Source organism: Saccharopolyspora sp. NPDC003752 (assembly GCF_053605825.1).
In genome coordinates, this window is the sequence record NZ_JBSGJZ010000018.1 from 82,874 (window position 1) to 99,839 (window position 16,966).

The window sequence follows — 16,966 nt, forward strand, 5'->3', positions numbered from 1 at the left end:
AAGAACGAGGGGCAAAGACGAAAAGTCAGCAGCCGCCATAGAGAATCCCTATAGCACCCGTGACCGACGCGGGAAGCGGATCAAGGCGACTGCCCACAGGTCCCGCAATGCGCTCTGCGCGAACGCACCCCGACGCCCCACCAGAACACCCGGAAACCACGGACAATGACTTGGCGCGTTTCAGCATGCCTCCGCCCGCCTCATCCCGAAGGCTCCGGTGCCTGACCCCGGTGGGCGATTTCGCACGAAATCGCCCACCCCAGACAGCCACGCCCCGCACGGCCCCGCGCACCAGTCCGACAGCGGCAACTACCTGATCGACGCGCACCTGGGGTCGATCAAGGACCCCATCGCGCTGGTTCGTCGACGCGGTCAAGGCCACCGGCCGCAAGAAGCTGGTGATGGCCGCGCTGTGGACGGAAGCCTGCCTGACCTTCCCCACACTCGACGCACTGCGCGAAGGCTACGAGGTCTACCCGGTCGTAGACGCCGTCGGCGGCACCTCGACGGCCTCCCACGAAGCCGCACTGCAGCGAGTGGAACAAGCCGGCGCACACCCCATCACCTGGGTCCAACTGCTCTGCGAACTCCAACGCGACTGGGCCCGCAAAGAAACCGCCGACGAATTCATGAACCTGTTCATCGAGACCGGCGGCACCGCAGGCCTGCAATTCGCCTACGACCGCGAACACCACTGACCGGCACACCGCGCGCCCGAACACGTCCACAAGGGACATCGACCGGCAACGCCCCGGCAGCAGCAGGAAAGTCCGCTGCCGTTCAGCGCAGTAGAACGCGCTCCAGGCCAACGCGGCAAGGGAGCCGCACGCGACCGGAGGTGCTGGTTGCTCCCTTGAATTCTTCCCGGGATTGATCGGTGGCGCGTCAGGCCCGGTGGGATCGAACTGCTTCATCCCCCGGGCCTGACACGAAGCGGTGCGGCTATCCCCACTGGCCGGGCTGGTAGTCGCCGGCGGGCTGCTGGGTGATGACGTTCAAGCGGTTCCAGGCGTTCATGACGGCGATGAGGGACAGCAGGGCCGCGAGCTGGTCCTCGTCGTAGTGCTTCGCGGCATCGGCCCAGGCCTCATCGGTGACACCACCGGCGGCATCGGCGATGCGGGTGCCCTGCTCGGCCAGTTCCAGGGCGGCCCGCTCGGCGTCGGTGAAGACCGTGGCCTCCCGCCAGGCCGCGACCAGGTTGAGGCGCACCGAGCTTTCCCCGACGTGCGCGGCGTCCTTGGCGTGCATGTCGATGCAGAGGGCGCAGCCGTTGATCTGGCTGACGCGGATCTCCACCAGGTGCCGCGTCGCGGCCGGCAGCGTCGAGTCCCACACGACCTTGCTCGCCGAGAGGATGTACTTCACGACCTTGGCCCCGACCGGGTTGCTGCGGTGGTCGAAACGAGCGTCCATGCTGATCTCCTTGCCGTGCTGGCTGTTGCACCCCTTTGACAAGGCAGCCCTGCAGGATGTGAGCCGCGCGGAAGTGATCTACGTCCCGCGTCGACCCATCGCCCAAGGCCGGAGTTTGTCGGGGTTGCGCACCGCCCAGATGCGCTTGATCCGGTCGCCTGCGACCTCGAACGCGTACACCGTCACGGTGACGCCGTCCTGCTGGGCGACCAGACCCGGCAAGCCGTTGACCGTGCGCTCCAGAATCGTCAGGCCGGGTGCCGCGCGGGAGATTTCGACGTAGGCGCGCGCGATCTGCTCGCCGCCTTCGATCGGGTGGAGGTGGGCGGTGGCGCGGCCGCCGCCGTCGCCGATCGCCGTGGCATCGGGGTCGAGCAGGCCGACGAGCGCCTCGATGTCCTTGGCCTCCCACGCCTGCTTGAAGTCCCGGACGATGCCGGCCTGCTGCGTCGTCGTGGTCGCGGAGGGCTGCGACGCGCGGAGGCGCCGGCGGGCCGAGGTGGCCAGCTGGCGGCAGGCCGCCGGCGTGCGGCCGACGATCTCGGCGATGTCGGCGAAGGGGTAGCGGAAGACGTCGTGCAGGATGAACGCGACGCGCTCGGCCGGGGTCATCGATTCGAGCACGACGAGGAAGGCCATGCTGATCGACTCGTCGAGGGTGACCCGGTCCGCCGGGTCGATGGTGGTGCCGCCCGGCCGCTCGTCGATCCGCTCCGCGTAGCCGGGCAGCGGCTCCGGAATCCATTGGCCCACATAGCGTTCGCGCCTCGCCCGGGCCGAACCGAGCAGGTTGAGGCAGATGCGGCTGGCGACCGTGGTCAGCCAGGCGCCGGGTGATTCGATGGCGTCCTGCTGCTGCGCGGTCAGGGCGTACCAGCGGGCGTAGGTCTCCTGCACCGCGTCCTCGGCCTCGGCCAGGGAACCGAGCAGCCGGTAGGCGAGATTGATCAGCCGACGCCGCTCGCCCATGATCGCGCTCAGGCTCGGGTCGGGCCGGCCGTGTCCTGGCCCGGCTGGGGTGCTCATGGTGCGCTGTCTCCCTCGGTCACGTCTACCCTTACCGATTCGACAGGACAGCGCACCGGAATGTGAGGCCGGCGCGCCACTTCAGGTCCCGATCGCACGCCACTCGCCCCGCCGCTGAACGGGTGGAGCCCCAGGTCTGAACGATTCCGTTGTGGACTCTCCAGCACGGACGCCGGGAGCCGAACCGGCAGCGCGGCTGCACCCTTCCCGACCGCACCAGGGGCCACGACTACACCAACAGCACCCGATCACACGTTTGGGATCCCGAGTGTTGACGGGCGGCGAACGCCGGACGTACAGTGCTCGGGATCCCAAAAGGAGATGACTTTCCTCCTCATGTGAAGTGCGCGCATGGACGAATGCAGGCTCTTTCTTCGCACCGCGGGACATTGGAGCAACGATGGTCCATCAAGATTCGGCGCCGTTGACGACGACGTCGACGGTCGAGGAACGCGATCGAACGTTCAGACGCGTGGTCCTCCGGATCGTTCCGTTCGCAACCCTCGTGTACGTCATCGCCTGGATCGACCGGGCCAACGTCGGGTTCGCAAAGCTGACGATGCTCAACGACCTGTCGTGGAGCGACGCCGTCTACGGCGCCGGCGCGGGAATCTTCTTCCTGGGCTACTTCTTCTTCGAGGTGCCCAGCAACCTGCTCCTGCAGAAGATCGGCGCACCCAAGACGATCATGCGGATCGCCCTGGGTTGGGGCGTGGCAACCGTGCTCATGGCGTTCATCACCGAGCCGTGGCACTTCTACGTCCTGCGATTCCTGCAGGGCGCGTTCGAGGCCGGTCTGCACCCCGGGCTCATCCTCTACGTGACCTACTGGCTCCCGGCGCACCGGCGGGCGAAGGTCGTAGCCATCTTCATGTCCGCTTCGCCGATCGCGCTGCTGGTCGGCAGCCCGCTGGCCGGCTACATCATGACCTACACCGATGGGCTGCTCGGGGCCGCGGACTGGCAGTGGCTGTTCATCATCGAGGGCATCCCCTCGATCGTCCTCGGCCTGCTCGCCGTGTTCCTCATGACCGACAAGCCGAGCAATGCCAAGTGGCTGAGCCAGGAGCAGCGCGACCACGTGGCCTACGAGCTGGCCGAGGAATCAGCCGGGCTGAGCGGCCGCGAGCACAAGTTCCTCGCCGCTCTGCGCACGCGAACCGTGTGGATCCTCATCTTGACGTTGTTCTGCATCATCACCGGCAACGCCACGTTGTCCTTCTACGGCCCCAGCCTCGTGGAAGCCACCTTCGACGTCGACTTCGCGACCCTCGGGTGGATCATGTCGGGCATCTTCACCTTCGGGTGGCTCGGGATGATCGTCAACGGCTGGTTGTCCGACCGCAAGGCCGAAGCGCGCTGGCACACGGCTTGCGCCGCGGCTTTGGGCGCCCTGGGCCTCATCCTCGCCGCGATCGCGCTGGCAGCCGGGAGCGGGGCGGGCGTGATCGCCTCCCTGGCGCTCTCGGCCGCCGGGACCATGGGCTCGATCCCGGTCTTCTGGGGCCTGCCGGCGCAGTTCATGTCGGGGACCGCGCTGGCCGCGGGCGTGGCGCTCATCAACTCCGTCGCGAACCTGGCGGGATACCTCTCCCCCCAGTTCCTCGGCACCATCAAGACGGCCACCGGCACTTATTCGTCCGGCCTGTACGTCATCGCCGGAGTGGAGTTCATCGCGGTGGTGCTGATCCTCGTCTTCATCAGCAAGGACGCGGCGGCCGGAACCGGCAGGCCGGAGCAGGCCAAGCCCCGAGCCGAGCAGGCCGCCGAATAACCCTCCACAGTGGAATTTAGCTTGTCCCTCGCACCAACCGATCGAAAGGAAATCATGACCATCGCCGGAGAGACCTTCCAGAACAGGTCGATGGAACTCCCGGACGAACTGATCCACGGCACCAGCGACGTGCACGTGCACAGCGGGCCGTGGCTGAAGTCCTGCCCGGGCCGCCTGGACCCGTTCCAGATCGCCGAGCAGGCGAAGGCCGCCGGGATGAAGTCGCTCGTGTTCTACGACCACACGCTCGGCGTCAGCAACGGCACGTCGATGCTCGTCAGCCGGCAGGTCCCCGGCATCGAGATCTTCGGCGGGATCATCCTGACCACCGCCCTCGGCGGTCTCAACCCGCGCGCGGTGAAGACCGCGCTGCACTACGGCGCCGGCGCCAAGTTCGTCCACTTCGGAGCCCACTGCACCCACTTCATGGCCAGCCATGAGGGCAGCTTCGTCGACGGCAAGCCCGTGCCGTTCAAGGACCAGTACCCGAAGTTCGCCGAGCAGGAGCTGGCGAAGTCCATCCGGATCCCGCTGGAGGGCCCGGTCCCGGACGACCTCGCGGAGATCCTGCAGCTCATCGCCGAACGCCCGGACGTCCACCTGAACACCGGTCACGTGTCGGTGCCGGAAGCGTTCCGCCTGGTGGATCTCGCGATCGAGGCCGGGATCGAGAAGATCGTCGTGGCGCACCCCTGCCGCGGGCGCATGACGACCGAACAGCAGAAGGAACTGGCGAGCAAGGGCGTGCTGCTCGAAGGCGCGGTCTCCGACTGGATGTTCCACCGGGGCCTGCCGCGGACGAACTACTACGTGGAGCGCGAATGGGCCGACGAGATCGCCGGCATCGCCAACTCCCCGGAGTTCAGCGGAATCGTGCCCTGGGCGAAGCAGATCCGGGAAATCGGCATCGAGCACTTCATCATCGGAACCGACTACGGCATCCGCTCCGGGCCGACGCCGGCCGAGGGCATGCGCACGTTGATCAGCTCACTGCTCGACCTCGAGTTCACCCCCGAGGAGATCCACACATTGGTCAAGGGGAACCCGGAAAAGCTGCTCGATCTCGAGCCGTGATCCCGGCGGGAGCGGCGACCCGGCGAGACCCCGCCGGCGCGGTCGAGCGGATCGCCGCTCCCACCGCCGTCGCAGACGGCCACATCGCGACCTGGACGGTGCGAGACCGCGTGGTGGGGTCGCGCGACCTCCGCCGGAGATGCAGCAACACCTTGAGAGGACGGCCCTGTTGTCGCACACCGACGCTCCGACGGTCATCGTGGTGAATCCCAACACGAACCGGGAAACGACCACGATGATGGCTGATCTGGCGCGGCGCCACCTGGCACCGGCCGGCCTCGCGGTCGAGGGCATCACGGTCGCACGAGGCCCTTCGATGATCATCGACCCCGACGCCCTCGCCGAGGCCGCCGAGCACGTCGTGGACGCGGTGCGGCGCCACCTCACCGGGCCGGTCGGCGACCAGGTCGTCGCGGTGATCGTCGGTGCGATCGGCGATCCCGGCCGCGCGGAGCTCGCCGCCTCGTTGGACGTGCCGGTCGTGGGGATCGGGCAGGCCTCGATCCTCGCCGCCGCCGGTCCGGGCCGGCGGTTCGGCATGGCCACCAGCACTCCGCTGCTCGTCGACTCGCTCGCCGGATTGGTCGAAGGGCACGGCAGGGCCGAGACGTTCACCGGCGTGCGCCTCACCGGTTCGGCCCCGCTGGTCCTCGCCCGCGACCCCGAACGGCAGTACTCGGAGTTGGCCGCGGCGGCGAGGGTCTGCGCCGAGGAGGACGGCGCGGAGGCGGTCATCATCGCCGGCGGGCCGCTGAGCCAGACCGCTCGCCGGCTTGCCGAACTCGGCTTCGTCGAGATCGTCGAGCCGCTGCCCAGCGCCAGCGGGCTGGTCGCCGACGTGCTGGCGAAACGGCCCGGAGCGGCCGGGCGTTCAGCGCAGGCCCAACCGGGCTGATGCGGCCGCCGATGAACCTCCCCGGCCGTGGTCCGGGGAGGTTCAGGCGCCGAAGAGGAACTCCAGCGTGCGTTCCCGGGACGCGCGCACGTGGTCGCTGGCCGCCGCGGCGGCCGCGCCGGGGTCGCCCGAGGAGATGGCCTCGCACAGCGTCTCGTGCTCGGCGTGGATGAGGTCGAAGTCCTCGATCTTGCGGCGCAGCCAGCCGACCTGACCCATGAGGGGTTCGAGCGTCTTCCGCAGCAGCGCGTTGCCGGAGAGCTCGGTGATCTCGTCGTGCAGCCTGGAATTCGCCGCGTGCGCGGACTGGACATCGCCGGTGGCGATGGCCTCGCGCGCCTCCTGCATCGTCGCGGCGAGGTGGTTCTCGGTCCCCTCCGCGATGTGTTCGGCCGCCTGCTGGGCGGCGAGGATCTCCAGCATCTCGCGAACGTCGAACAGTTCCCTCACCTGGCGCCGGTCGAGCACGCGCACGACGAGCCCGCGAGTGGGCAGGTATTCGACGATCCCCTCGTTCTGCAGGATGCGCAGCGCCTCGCGGACGGGCAGCCGCGAGACCGAGTACTGCTCGGCGAGCTCGCGCTCGACGAGGCGGGTGCCGGGCGGCAGCGTCCCGTCGTAGATCCCGTTCCGGATGCGTTCGCCGACGATGTCGCGCAGCGGCTTCTCATGCCGGTACAACTTGCTGGACGGCGTCGCCACTGATCACCACGTACCTTCGTCGGACCTGCATCGGATGCCGCCATCCTATCGACCTGCGCGACATCCACAGCGACGTTCGGGACCCTCCCGTCACCTCTGGTCGTCGTGCAGGATCACGCAGCGGATCTCGGCGCGCACGCCGCCCACCCCCTGGCCTGGTCCGGCCACCCAGGGCACCCGTGACCCGCACGGCCGGCGATCCCCGCCTGATGGCCTGGACCATGACCGGACCGCACCGGTTCGACCCCCTGTCCGGCCCGCACCGGCGACCGGTTCGCCGCGCGAGAGCATCCGCGCCGCCTGCACGATCGACATGGGCGGCAGCTTCGCCGTCGACCCCGAAGTGCGCACGGCGATGGTCTCGATCACCACCGCCGCCCAACCGGCCCTCGGCACCCTCGACCATGCCGCCCCGGATGTCCGCGGCGGGATCGAAGCGTTCATGCCCCACCGCGCGGCGGAGGCAACCGCAGGATGAAGCTGTGCGCTCGCTTCCGTTGAGCGCAGTAGTTCCGCTCCTAGAACTCTCCGGGAAGCGCGCCGAGCTGTCGCAGCTGCGCGAAGACGTCGACGACTCCCCGGATCTCGACGATCCGGCCGCCGGCGAAGCGGACGATGAAGATCTCGTTGTAGGTGACGGTTTTTCCGGTGGGCGGGAGGCCCCGGTACTCGCCCAGGTGGGTCCCGGTCACCGTGTTCCTGAACACGACCTTGTCCCCTTCTGCGACCATTTCCTCGACCACGACCTGAATGTCGGGGAACGCGCGCAGGAGCACCGCCCACACCTGCTTGAGCGCCTGCGCTCCGCCCGCATCCATCGGCACCGGCGTGTGAAATCGCACGTCCGGCACGACGAGCTCGTCGATCGTCTTCGCGATGATCTCCGCATCACGGGTGTTCATGGCGTCGTGGAAGCGGCGGAACGTCGCCTTGTTGCTGGTTTCCTGGTCCGTTGACATCTGGTTTCTCCTCAGGTCGAACATTCGGCCGTGTTCGGGGTGCGGGCGCCCAGTTCGCAGTTTCAATTGAGCCTTTTTCATCCTGGTTGGCCCGCAGCCGCGGGTCGCAAAGCTGCACGTCGATGGGCTGCCGCATGCGCCGCAGGCGCATAGCCCACCTACGACACCCGCACCGCCGCGGGTTCTCAGAGGCTTCCTGGCGAGGACGGCCCCTCCGCCGTGTATTGGGCATACATCAGGAGGGGCACCCACAGTCCAGGGAGCCTCTGAGGTTCCGCCACCCGCACCGCCACGCAGAACGAGCTTGGAAAAACCTCGTTGAAACTGCGCCCCGCACCCCGAACCGGCCGGCGCTACTTGCTGTAGTTCTTCCCCGGGGGCCTACCGGGGATCGGCTTGCCGATGAGAGCGACCGGGACGAACAAGCAGAAATGCCCGATCGCCATGGTGAGCGTCCAGAGCGCTCGGTCGTCGTAGTGGGCGGCGGCCTTGGCGAACAGTTCGTCGGAGACGCGCTCCCCGAACGGGTTCGGGGTGAGGACGGCCTCCACGAGTTCCAGCACGACTCGTTCGGCGTCGGTGAAGTAGGGCGCGTCCTGCCAGGTGGCGACGGCGGTGATGCGCTCCTCGGACTCCCCTGCCTTGCGGAGGTTTTCGGTCGCTCGAACGGAGTGGTAGGTGCTGCCGACGATCTGCCCGGCTCGGAGCCGCATCAGGCCGATGGTGCCCTGCGGGACCGGACCGTTCCTGGTGGCGTTGAGGACGGCCGCGGAGAGCTTCGCCAGCTCGGGGAACTGGTCGGTGAGGTCGGGCAGCCGCGACTTGATGTCGTCGTGCCGGGTCGTCGTGGGTGTGGACATGGTCAGGTGTTCCTCTCTCGATCTCGGTGGCGCGCTGGACCGCGTCACACCATTCCGACAACGCCGGACTCCGGAATGTGAGGCGAGGTGGCGATGTCACAGTTCGGCGCGCTGTCTTGTCCTACTGGTGAGGACAGCTGCGACCGAGGGAGCCGACGACACATGACCACGCGATCCGTACCCGCGCACGACCGATCCGACCCGAACCTGGGCGCGATCATGAGCGAGCGGCGGCAGCTGATCAATCTCGCCTACCGGCTCCTCGGCTCCCTAGCCGATGCCGAGGATGCCGTCCAGGAGACCTACGCGCGCTGGTACACCCTGTCCCGGGCGGAGCAGGACGCCATCGCATCGCCCGGCGCCTGGCTGACGAAGGTGGCCAGCCGCATCTGCCTGAACCTGCTCGGCTCGGCGCGCGCCCGGCGGGAGCGCTACGTGGGCGAATGGCTCCCCGAGCCGCTACCCGAACCCGCGGAGTGGACCGGCGGCATCGTCGACCCGGCCGACCGGGTCACCCTCGACGAGTCGATCAGCATGGCCTTCCTCGTCGTGCTCGAATCGATGACCCCGGCCGAACGCGTCGTGTTCATCCTCCACGACGTCTTCCGCTACGCCTTTCCCGAAGTGGCCGACATCGTCGGCCGAACACCGGCGGCCTGCCGCCAACTGGCCACCTCGGCCCGCCGCCGCATCCGCACCGCGCAGGCACCCGCGACCCCGGCGGCCCGGCGAGCCGGCATCGTCCGGGACTTCAAGCATGCCTGGGAAGCCAAGGACATCGACGCCCTCGTCGGTCTCCTCGACCTCCGCGTCACGGTGATCGGCGACGGCGGCGGACGCGCCAGCACCAGCCGCCACCCGGTCGAAGGCGCGGAGCAGATCGCGCGTGGCCTGGTGGGTCTTGCGACCCGCGTACCCGATGTGGAGTTCCTGGAACGCACGGTCAACGGCCAGCCCGGTCTGGTCGCCCGACAACACGGCGTCATCGTGACCGTGTACGCATTCGGCATCGCAGAAGGGAAGATCAAGAACATCTGGGCCGTGCGGAACCCCGAGAAGCTGCGGCCGTGGAAGCCATCTCGTTGACGCTGACCAGGCTCGTTCTCCTTGCCCGGACACCTGAAGCATGCACGCGAGGGCAGTTCCTGCCGATTTCGCAGGCAACCTTTCCGGCCTTCGTTGCGTGCTGTCAACTGCGCCGATCATGCTGCAAGATCGACGCACGGGGAATCGCGGCCAAGGGGCGGTCAGTGAACTTCTCCCGTCACCTTTGATCACGAAGGGCGAGGCAGAACTTGGGAGACGTTCCGCCGAGACGACACGACCGCGCACCGCGCGGCAATCGCCGGCTCGCCGCGTTGGCCGGTTTGACGCTCTTGCTCGGAGTGCTCGCGGTGCTCGCGCCGGTGAAGACGGATGCGCCGCTGATCACCTGGCCGCGAGCCGGTGACGCGACGCCGTCGACGGTGTTGCCGCTGTCGCCGTACCGGCCGCTGGACTTCACCGCCACGATCCCGTGCGAAGCACTGCGCACCAGCACTGCGGCAGCGTTGCGCACGCACGCCCCGGGCAACCCCGGCCTGGAAGTGGCCGCGCGAGCGGGGCAAGCACGGTTCCTGGTCGACGGCAGCGAGATCCTCGCCGACCCGCTGCACACGACGTGCGAGTACCAGGTGATCGCCGACGCCACCGGAATCCGCGTCTCCCGAGACGGCGCGCTCCTGGTGAACCGGCCGGACCTGCTGCCGCCGCAGGTCTCCGAGCTGTCCACCACGGGCTCGGTCGACGGCCTCGAAGTCGCGCTGCACGCCGACGCGCGCTACGAATCCTCGCCCAGCGCCTTGAAAATCGCGCTCCTGCTGGCGCACGCGGCGTGCCTGGTCGCGCTGCTGGTGCTCGCATGGCGGCGGTGGCGGGGCCGGCAGTCGATGAGCGGCCTGACGATCCCCCGCTTCGCCGCCGCCGACGCGGTGATGGTGCTGGTCGCCGCGGCGTGGGTGCTGCTCGGGCCGGTCAACATGGACGACGGCTGGTACCTGATGATGGCCCGCAATGCGGGCGAATCGGGCTATGTAGGCAACTTCGTCTACATGTTCAACGCGACGGAGAACCCGTTCGTGCTGAGCCAGTACCTGCTGCAGTGGTGGGGCGAGCTCGGCGGCTGGTCGCTCTGGTGGATGCGTCTGGTCCCGATGTTCTGCGGGCTCGCGACCTGGGTGCTGCTGCGCATCGTCTTCGCCACGCTGCTCGGACGTGCGGCCAACCTCCGCGCGGTGCCCTGGGCGCTGCTGGTCGCGCACCTGGTCTGGTTCTTGTCCTACGGCATGTCGCTGCGCCCGGAACCGGTGATCGTGGTCTGCGCGGCGGCGGCGCTGCTCTTCGCGGAGGCCGCCTCCCTGCGGCATTCGATCGGCGCGTTGGCGGTGGCGACGATGTTCGCGGCGCTGGCGATGACCGCCTCGCCGTCCGGTCTGGTCGCCGCCGCTCCCCTGGTGCTGAGCGTGCCGTGGCTGCTGCGCTGGCTGCGCCGGCAGCCCTGGTCGGGGCGCGTCGCCGCGGTGTTGCTGGCGGCGGCTTCGGCGACCGTTGTCGTGCCAGTGGGTTTCGCCGACGCGAGCGTGGGCGATGTCCTCGAAGCGACCGACATCCACCGCTGGTACTACCTGTCCTTCCCCTGGTACGAGGAGTTCGAGCACTACAACACGCTGCTGAACACGGCCGGTTGGGCGCGACGGCTACCGGTGCTGCTGACGTTGGCGATCGTCGGCGTGGTCGCGTTGGCCAGCGGACGCGGCGGCATGGGCCGGGATCCGATCCGCCGCCTGCTGATCACCAGCGCGGTCACCACCGCGATCGCGCTGGTGCTGATCGCGTTCAGCCCGACCAAGTGGGTGAGCCACTTCCACGCGGTGGCCGCCGCGCCGACGGTGCTGCTGGCAGCGGCGCTGCTGCGCTCGCCGTTGCCGCGCCGAGCCGGGCCGGTGGTCGTGGGAGCGAGCCTGGTGCTGATCATCGGTGCGGTTTCGTTGAGCTTCGCCGGGGACAACTGGTGGATCCCGTTCTCCGACGCCGGGCAGCGCTTCGGCGAACACCTCAACCGGGATTCGCAGACCAACGACCTCGAACCGCACTTCGGCCCGCTCTACCTGCGCAATCCGCTGTTGTGGATCGGCATTGCGGTGGTGGCGTATTCGTGGGCGAAGTGGCGTCGCCGGCGTGGCGAGCCGGTGCGCGTGGGCCCGGACCGCGCGGTGCTGGGCGTTGCGTCGATCGGCTCGGTGCTGCTGCTGGTCGCGTTGTTCTGCTACGCGCCGATCGGGCAGGCACCGGGGTGGACGATCGCGCGCTCCGGCGCGCAAACCTTGTTCGGCGACGGCTGCGGCCTGGCCGCCGATGTCCGGGTGCAGCTGCCGTCCGGACGGCTCGGCGCACCGAGCGCGCCGGAACTCGCCGGGGATTTCCAGGTCGGCAACGTGCTGCCGGCCGGCCCGTGGCCGGAGCCGGTGACGATCTGGAACACCGACCGTCCGGACGGGACGACGCCGGGCGTCGGTCGACTGGTCACCGGCTGGTACCCGCTGTCCGGCCCGGGTACGCACGTGACGGTGCCGGTGGCGGGGCTGCTCGCGGGCCAGGTCCTGGAAGTCGAGTTCGCGCGCCCTGGCGGTGTCGTCGCGCAGCAGCTGCACCCGGAGTTGCGCCGATCCGCGTTGCGGGAATGGCAGCAGCTCGCGGTCCCGATCCCGGCGGGCGCGCAGTCGGTGCGGGTCGTCGCGACCGACCAGGTGACCGGGGAACGGTCGTGGTTGGCCGTCGCGGAACCGAAGACGACCGAATCCCGCCCGATCACCGAACTCACCCGCGGCCGGCCGGTGCTGGCGAACCACATCAATGCGCCGTTGTGGCCCTGCGTCGACCAGGTCGGCATCCGCGACGGTGTCACGGACACGCCGGCGGTCCGGCTGACCGCCGACGAAGGGCTTCCGCCGGAGTGGCTGGACAACATCAGTTACCTGGAGTGGGGCGGCGCCTGGACGCAGACGACCCGGGAGTGGACGCAGACCCGGTTGGCCGCGGAACTGCCCGGCGGACCGCCCCGACTGCCGTGGGGGAACGTGTTCGTGGTCCGCTACCAGCTCCCGGTGGGCCGCTACGACCTGCGCGTTTCGCAGGAGACGCGGTGGGGTTGGACGCGTCTGCCGACGCTGGCCGACAACGACTACCCGGACATCTCGCGCAACGCAGGCGTTCAGGCACCCGACGACGCCAATGCCCGGTAACAGAGCGTTTCGGCATGGTCCCGCCCGGCCTGATCCGAAAGCGCCCGGTGCCTGACGCCGGTGTCGGTTTCGCGCGAAACCGACACCCCGCCCTCACGCCAGCGGCGCTTTCGCGCGAAACCGGCGCCCTGCCCCGGGCGGAGATCGCGCTACCGGAGGTCCGGTGGTTCAGCGGCCGACGCCAGCCGGTCGCGCAGCTCCGGATTCGCGCCCAGCAGGAGTCGGATCGCCGGACGTTGCGCCATTTCCGTGCGGTACACCAGCCGGATCGGCATCACCAGGTCGAGGTCCGGTAGCGGGAGCCGGCGCACGTGGCCGTCCGCCAACGCCCTGGCGGCGGCGTACCACGGGACCACCGCCACGTACCCGGCGTTCGCGGCCAGGTCTACCGCGATGTCCGGGGTGCCGACCAAGCGGATCGGGTGGTCCGGCCCGCGCCGCGGGCCGGCGAACATCGCGACGATCTCCTTGGCTTGTTCGCTCCAGTTGTGCACGATCACCGGCGTGGTCGCGAAGTCGTCCGGTTGTGGCGCGGTCAGCTCGACGACCGGGTTGTCGGGTGCGGCCACGGCGATCACCGGCGACTCGGCGACCGGCACCGAATCGAGTCCCGGCGGCAGTACCCGACGCAACACGTATGCCGCGTGCGTGCTGCCGTCGAGCAGAGCGGCGACAGCTTCGTCGCTGTGCTCGATCTGGCACACAACGTCCACGACATTTCCGGGCATCGCGGCGAGCACGGTGGGGAACACCGCCATGCCGATGCTCGCCGGTGCGGCCACGACCAGCCGTTCGGTTCCCTCGGCGCGCACCGCAGCCTCGGTCTCGGCGAGCAGCGCGAGGCATCGGCGCGCGTAATCGCCCAGCCGCTCGCCGGCTCGCGTCGGCACGGTGCCGCGCGGGCCGCGGTCGAACAGCCGGGTGCCGAGCTTGCGCTCCAGGGCCGCCATCCGCGCGCTCACCGACGGTTGCGCGAGCTGCATCTCCACGGCCGCGCGGCCAAAGCTTCCCGCTGTGGCAACCGCCAGGAACACCCTGAGGTCCAGGATGTCGATGCTGGTTCCGGACATAGGCGGATGCTATGCCCTGTCCCAGGCAAACGACTACTACTGCAAATGGATGGCGAGAGTCAGGGTGTCTCTCATGCCCGCCCAGGCCGGTCACAACGGGGTGACCGCAGCGGGCGGGCGAGGAAAGGAGAACACCGTGACCGGAACGCTTCCGCGCGCGGACCGGGCCGGCGTGTCCCCGGACGACGACCGCCGCCTGCACCGCAGCCTGGGCACGGCGTCGCTGTCCGCGATCACGTTATCCAGCGTGATCGGATCGGGATGGTTGTTCGCCGCGTACAACGCCGCCAAGGTGGCCGGCCCTGCCGCGCTGTTGTCTTGGCTGATCACCGGCGTCGCCACGCTGCTGGTCTCATTGGTGTTCATCGACCTGGCCTTCCGCCGGCCGCTGTCCGGCGGCAACGTGCGCTGGCCGCAGCTCGCTTCGGGCCCGCTGGTCGGTGCGGTCATCGGCTGGGCGGTCTTCCTGCAGGCGGTCTACGCCGGACCGAGCGAGTCGACCGCGCTGGCCCAGTACGCCGCCAAGTGGATACCGGGCCTGGTCGAGGACGACACGCTGACCTTCCCGGGGCGGCTGTTCGCGGTCGCCGTGCTCGGCCTGTTCTTCTACGTCAACATGTTCGGCGTCCGGTTCATCGCGAAGGTCAACAACGTGGTGACCGTGGTCAAGGTCGCGGTGCCGCTGCTCACCGTGGTCCTGTTGCTGGCCAGCGGCTTCGACACGACGAACTACGACGTGGGCGGCGGATTCGCGCCCTATGGCGTCTCCGCGGCGCTGACCGCCGTCGTCGGCAGCGGCCTGGTGTACTCGTTCACCGGGATCAACGCGGCCGCGGTGCTGTCCGGTGAGGCTTCCGACGCCCGCAAGACCGTGCCACGGGCCACCTTCATCGCGTTGGCCCTCGCTTTCGCCATCTACTTCGGACTCCAGCTGGCCATGCTGTTCACCATGCCGACCGGTCAGCTGTCCGGCGGCTGGCACGGGATCAACCTCAAGTCGCCGCTGGCCGAGCTGGCCAGCCTGATCGGCCTGGTGTGGCTGTCCTGGCTGCTGCTCGCCGATGCGGTGTTCTCGCCGGCCGGCTCGATGCTGGTCTCGGCGGGCGTCAAGGGCCGATACACCTACGGCGCGGCGCAGAACGGGATCCTGCCGAGGTTCTTCGCCGGTGTGCACGAACGCAGCGGCATCCCCCGACGGGCGCTGTTGCTCAACCTGAGCCTCGGCGCGGTGATCATCCTGCTGTTCGGCGATTGGAAGTCCATCGCCAGCTCGCTGAGCTTCTACTACGGCCTGAGCTACGCGGCGGTGTCGATCGCGGTGTGCGTGTGGCATGCGGCCGAACCGTCGTCCGGCTGGCTGGGGCGGTGGAGCCCGGCGGTGGGCGCGACGTCGTTCGTCCTTTCCGGACTGATCCTGTACTGGTCCGGATGGGAGAAGGTCCGGGTGGCGATGCCGTTGCTGCTGCTCGGGTTCCTCATCTACCTGTGGCGCGTCCGGCGAGGTGGGGCGCCCGGGTTCAACGGGGTGTGGCTGGTGGTCCTGCTGTTGGCCCTGACCGGCGTTTCCGCCGTGGGCAGCTTCGGTGGCACCGGCACGCTGGTCGCGCCGCTGGACAGCGTGCTCGTGGCGATCATCTGCGGCGTCGGGGTCTGGTTCGGCCGGCGATCCGGGCTGGCCTGGCGGAAAGTCCAACAACACGAGGAGGCTTGATGATCTCGCTGGACACGCAGCCGGTGTGGCGCGTGAGCGGCATGGGCAAGCGGTGGTCCACGCATGGACCGGGCGTGCTGGACCTCGGCGTCGCGGAGATGGACATCTCGGCCTGCCCGCCGGTGTTCGACGCGGTCCGAGGAGCGGTTTCAGCGGAGGCGTTCGGATATCCGATGCCGGATGCGCGTAGCGGGGTGCCCGAAGCGACAGCCCGCTGGCTGTCCGGCTTCGGACTTGCGGTCCCGGTCGACGCGGTGCGGATCGTGCCCGATGCGCTGCGCGGCATCGCCGTGGCGATCCGGAACCTGACCAGGCCGGGCTCGGCGGTGATCGTGCCGACCCCGACGTACCAGCGGTTCATCGAGGTGGTTCCGCTGACGGAGCGCGAAACCATAGAGATCCCGCTGGTCGGTGGCCGAGCCCTGGACCTCGATGCCATCGAGCGCGCGTTGGCAGCAGGTGCGGGCAGCGTGCTGTTGTGCCACCCGGTCAACCCGACCGGCGTCGTGTTCGGCGCGGACCAGCTGACCGCCCTGGCAGAACTGGTGGATCGGTGGGGCGGCCGAGTGATCAGCGACGAGGTGCACGCACCGATCCGCTACGGCCTACCGTTCACGCCCTACGCGGCGGTGAACGACACGGCCCGGGCGCACGCGGTGACCGTGACGAGTGCGACCAAGGCGTGGAACTTCCCGGGGCTGCGCACCGCGGTAGTGGCGCTGACCAACCCCGCGGACGTCGAGGTGTGGAATGGGCTGCGGCACCTGGAAACCAGCGGAGCGAGTCCACTGGGGATGATCGCGACCACCGCGGCTTTCGACCATGGGCGACCATGGCTGGACGCGGTGCTCGCCGACCTGGACGACCACCGGCACCAGGTGGTCGAAACCCTGGCCGACAACGGTCTCGGCGAGATCGCGCAACTGCCCGACGCGACCTACCTGGCCTGGCTGGACCTGCGTGCTTGGGACGAGAACACGCCCGCGGAGTTCCTGCGCAAGACAGCTGGTGTGGCGCTCGGCGAAGGCGCGCTGTACGGCGCGGCCGGAGCGGGCTTCGCACGGCTGAACTTCGCGACCGCGCCGGACGTGCTCGCGGAAGCCCTCGACCGGATCGTTCGCGTCCTGACCAAGTCCAGATCCGCCGGTGGTCCTGGGTAGCGGCTGGGCACGAGAGGCCGAGATGCCCTCCCGATCGGG

At 69.1% G+C, this 16,966-nt stretch carries 14 protein-coding genes and 1 pseudogene; 9 read left to right on the forward strand and 6 right to left on the reverse strand.

Features of this window, described 5'->3' with window-relative positions; all coding sequences use genetic code 11:
- Positions 1-371: 371 nt before the first annotated feature.
- Positions 372-698 (forward strand): annotated as a pseudogene (locus ACWEV3_RS23480) (isochorismatase family protein); the annotation flags it as partial.
- A 244-nt stretch (positions 699-942) separates the two neighbouring features.
- Here the strand turns inward: ACWEV3_RS23480 and ACWEV3_RS23485 are convergent.
- Both ACWEV3_RS23485 and sigJ (ACWEV3_RS23490) read right to left on the reverse strand, forming a co-directional pair.
- Positions 943-1,416: a carboxymuconolactone decarboxylase family protein gene (locus tag ACWEV3_RS23485; protein WP_452615971.1), complete on the reverse strand. Its 474-nt coding sequence runs from the start codon at positions 1,414-1,416 to the stop codon at positions 943-945.
- Between the two features lie 78 nt (positions 1,417-1,494).
- On the reverse strand, positions 1,495-2,442 hold the full coding sequence (gene sigJ, locus ACWEV3_RS23490) for an RNA polymerase sigma factor SigJ (protein ID WP_452615972.1): 948 nt from the start codon (positions 2,440-2,442) through the stop codon (positions 1,495-1,497).
- Positions 2,443-2,842: 400 nt separating this feature from the next.
- Between sigJ (ACWEV3_RS23490) and ACWEV3_RS23495 the strand changes: the two genes are divergently transcribed.
- The 3 genes from ACWEV3_RS23495 to ACWEV3_RS23505 all read left to right on the forward strand — a co-directional run bounded on the left by ACWEV3_RS23495 (position 2,843) and on the right by ACWEV3_RS23505 (position 6,185).
- The gene (locus tag ACWEV3_RS23495; protein WP_452615973.1) at positions 2,843-4,216 is read left to right on the forward strand and encodes an MFS transporter; all 1,374 of its coding nucleotides are present in this window, start codon (positions 2,843-2,845) and stop codon (positions 4,214-4,216) included.
- A 54-nt stretch (positions 4,217-4,270) separates the two neighbouring features.
- Complete coding sequence (locus ACWEV3_RS23500) at positions 4,271-5,290, forward strand: DUF6282 family protein (protein WP_452615974.1); 1,020 nt, start codon at positions 4,271-4,273, stop codon at positions 5,288-5,290.
- A 169-nt stretch (positions 5,291-5,459) separates the two neighbouring features.
- Entirely contained in the window at positions 5,460-6,185 is a 726-nt protein-coding gene (locus tag ACWEV3_RS23505; RefSeq protein ID WP_452615975.1) for an aspartate/glutamate racemase family protein, read from the forward strand.
- A gap of 42 nt (positions 6,186-6,227) precedes the next feature.
- On the opposite strand, the gene ACWEV3_RS23510 is transcribed toward ACWEV3_RS23505, so the two are convergent.
- The gene (locus tag ACWEV3_RS23510; protein ID WP_452615976.1) at positions 6,228-6,887 is read right to left on the reverse strand and encodes a GntR family transcriptional regulator; all 660 of its coding nucleotides are present in this window, start codon (positions 6,885-6,887) and stop codon (positions 6,228-6,230) included.
- Positions 6,888-7,200: 313 nt separating this feature from the next.
- On the opposite strand from ACWEV3_RS23510, the gene ACWEV3_RS23515 reads away from it, so the two are divergent.
- Complete coding sequence (locus ACWEV3_RS23515) at positions 7,201-7,365, forward strand: hypothetical protein (RefSeq protein ID WP_452615977.1); 165 nt, start codon at positions 7,201-7,203, stop codon at positions 7,363-7,365.
- 40 nt (positions 7,366-7,405) lie between these two features.
- Here the strand turns inward: ACWEV3_RS23515 and ACWEV3_RS23520 are convergent, their stop codons facing one another.
- A complete protein-coding gene (locus tag ACWEV3_RS23520) occupies positions 7,406-7,846 on the reverse strand; it encodes an ester cyclase (RefSeq protein WP_452615978.1) in 441 nt (146 codons plus the stop codon).
- Between the two features lie 353 nt (positions 7,847-8,199).
- Positions 8,200-8,706 (reverse strand): carboxymuconolactone decarboxylase family protein, encoded by a 507-nt coding sequence (locus ACWEV3_RS23525; RefSeq protein WP_452615979.1) that lies wholly within the window; start codon positions 8,704-8,706, stop codon positions 8,200-8,202.
- Positions 8,707-8,868: 162 nt separating this feature from the next.
- Here ACWEV3_RS23525 and sigJ (ACWEV3_RS23530) point away from each other — a divergent pair, with 162 nt between their 5' ends.
- On the forward strand, positions 8,869-9,792 hold the full coding sequence (gene sigJ, locus ACWEV3_RS23530; RefSeq protein WP_452615980.1) for an RNA polymerase sigma factor SigJ: 924 nt from the start codon (positions 8,869-8,871) through the stop codon (positions 9,790-9,792).
- A 281-nt stretch (positions 9,793-10,073) separates the two neighbouring features.
- Positions 10,074-12,986 carry an arabinosyltransferase domain-containing protein gene (locus ACWEV3_RS23535; RefSeq protein WP_452615981.1) on the forward strand — a complete coding sequence of 971 codons (2,913 nt, stop codon included), beginning with the start codon at positions 10,074-10,076 and terminating at the stop codon, positions 12,984-12,986.
- Between the two features lie 149 nt (positions 12,987-13,135).
- Here the strand turns inward: ACWEV3_RS23535 and ACWEV3_RS23540 are convergent, their stop codons facing one another.
- Positions 13,136-14,056, reverse strand: a complete 921-nt coding sequence (locus tag ACWEV3_RS23540) for a LysR family transcriptional regulator (protein WP_452615982.1) — start codon at positions 14,054-14,056, stop codon at positions 13,136-13,138.
- A gap of 136 nt (positions 14,057-14,192) precedes the next feature.
- Here ACWEV3_RS23540 and ACWEV3_RS23545 point away from each other — a divergent pair, with 136 nt between their 5' ends.
- Positions 14,193-15,767: an APC family permease gene (locus tag ACWEV3_RS23545; protein ID WP_452615983.1), complete on the forward strand. Its 1,575-nt coding sequence runs from the start codon at positions 14,193-14,195 to the stop codon at positions 15,765-15,767.
- A complete protein-coding gene (locus ACWEV3_RS23550; protein WP_452615984.1) occupies positions 15,767-16,927 on the forward strand; it encodes a MalY/PatB family protein in 1,161 nt (386 codons plus the stop codon). The genes ACWEV3_RS23545 and ACWEV3_RS23550 overlap by 1 nt, the downstream gene beginning before the upstream one ends.
- The last annotated feature ends 39 nt before the right edge of the window (positions 16,928-16,966 follow it).

Bases quoted from the DNA above. Each gene is read 5' to 3' on its own strand.
- ACWEV3_RS23550 (WP_452615984.1), top strand. From the start codon at position 15,767: ATGATCTCGCTGGACACGCAGCCGGTGTGGCGCGTGAGCGGCATGGGC.
- sigJ (WP_452615980.1), top strand. From the start codon at position 8,869: ATGACCACGCGATCCGTACCCGCGCACGACCGATCCGACCCGAACCTG.
- sigJ (WP_452615972.1), bottom strand. From the start codon at position 2,442: ATGAGCACCCCAGCCGGGCCAGGACACGGCCGGCCCGACCCGAGCCTG.
- ACWEV3_RS23520 (WP_452615978.1), bottom strand. From the start codon at position 7,846: ATGTCAACGGACCAGGAAACCAGCAACAAGGCGACGTTCCGCCGCTTC.
- ACWEV3_RS23485 (WP_452615971.1), bottom strand. From the start codon at position 1,416: ATGGACGCTCGTTTCGACCACCGCAGCAACCCGGTCGGGGCCAAGGTC.
- ACWEV3_RS23525 (WP_452615979.1), bottom strand. From the start codon at position 8,706: ATGTCCACACCCACGACGACCCGGCACGACGACATCAAGTCGCGGCTG.
- ACWEV3_RS23495 (WP_452615973.1), top strand. From the start codon at position 2,843: ATGGTCCATCAAGATTCGGCGCCGTTGACGACGACGTCGACGGTCGAG.
- ACWEV3_RS23515 (WP_452615977.1), top strand. From the start codon at position 7,201: ATGGGCGGCAGCTTCGCCGTCGACCCCGAAGTGCGCACGGCGATGGTC.
- ACWEV3_RS23540 (WP_452615982.1), bottom strand. From the start codon at position 14,056: ATGTCCGGAACCAGCATCGACATCCTGGACCTCAGGGTGTTCCTGGCG.
- ACWEV3_RS23500 (WP_452615974.1), top strand. From the start codon at position 4,271: ATGACCATCGCCGGAGAGACCTTCCAGAACAGGTCGATGGAACTCCCG.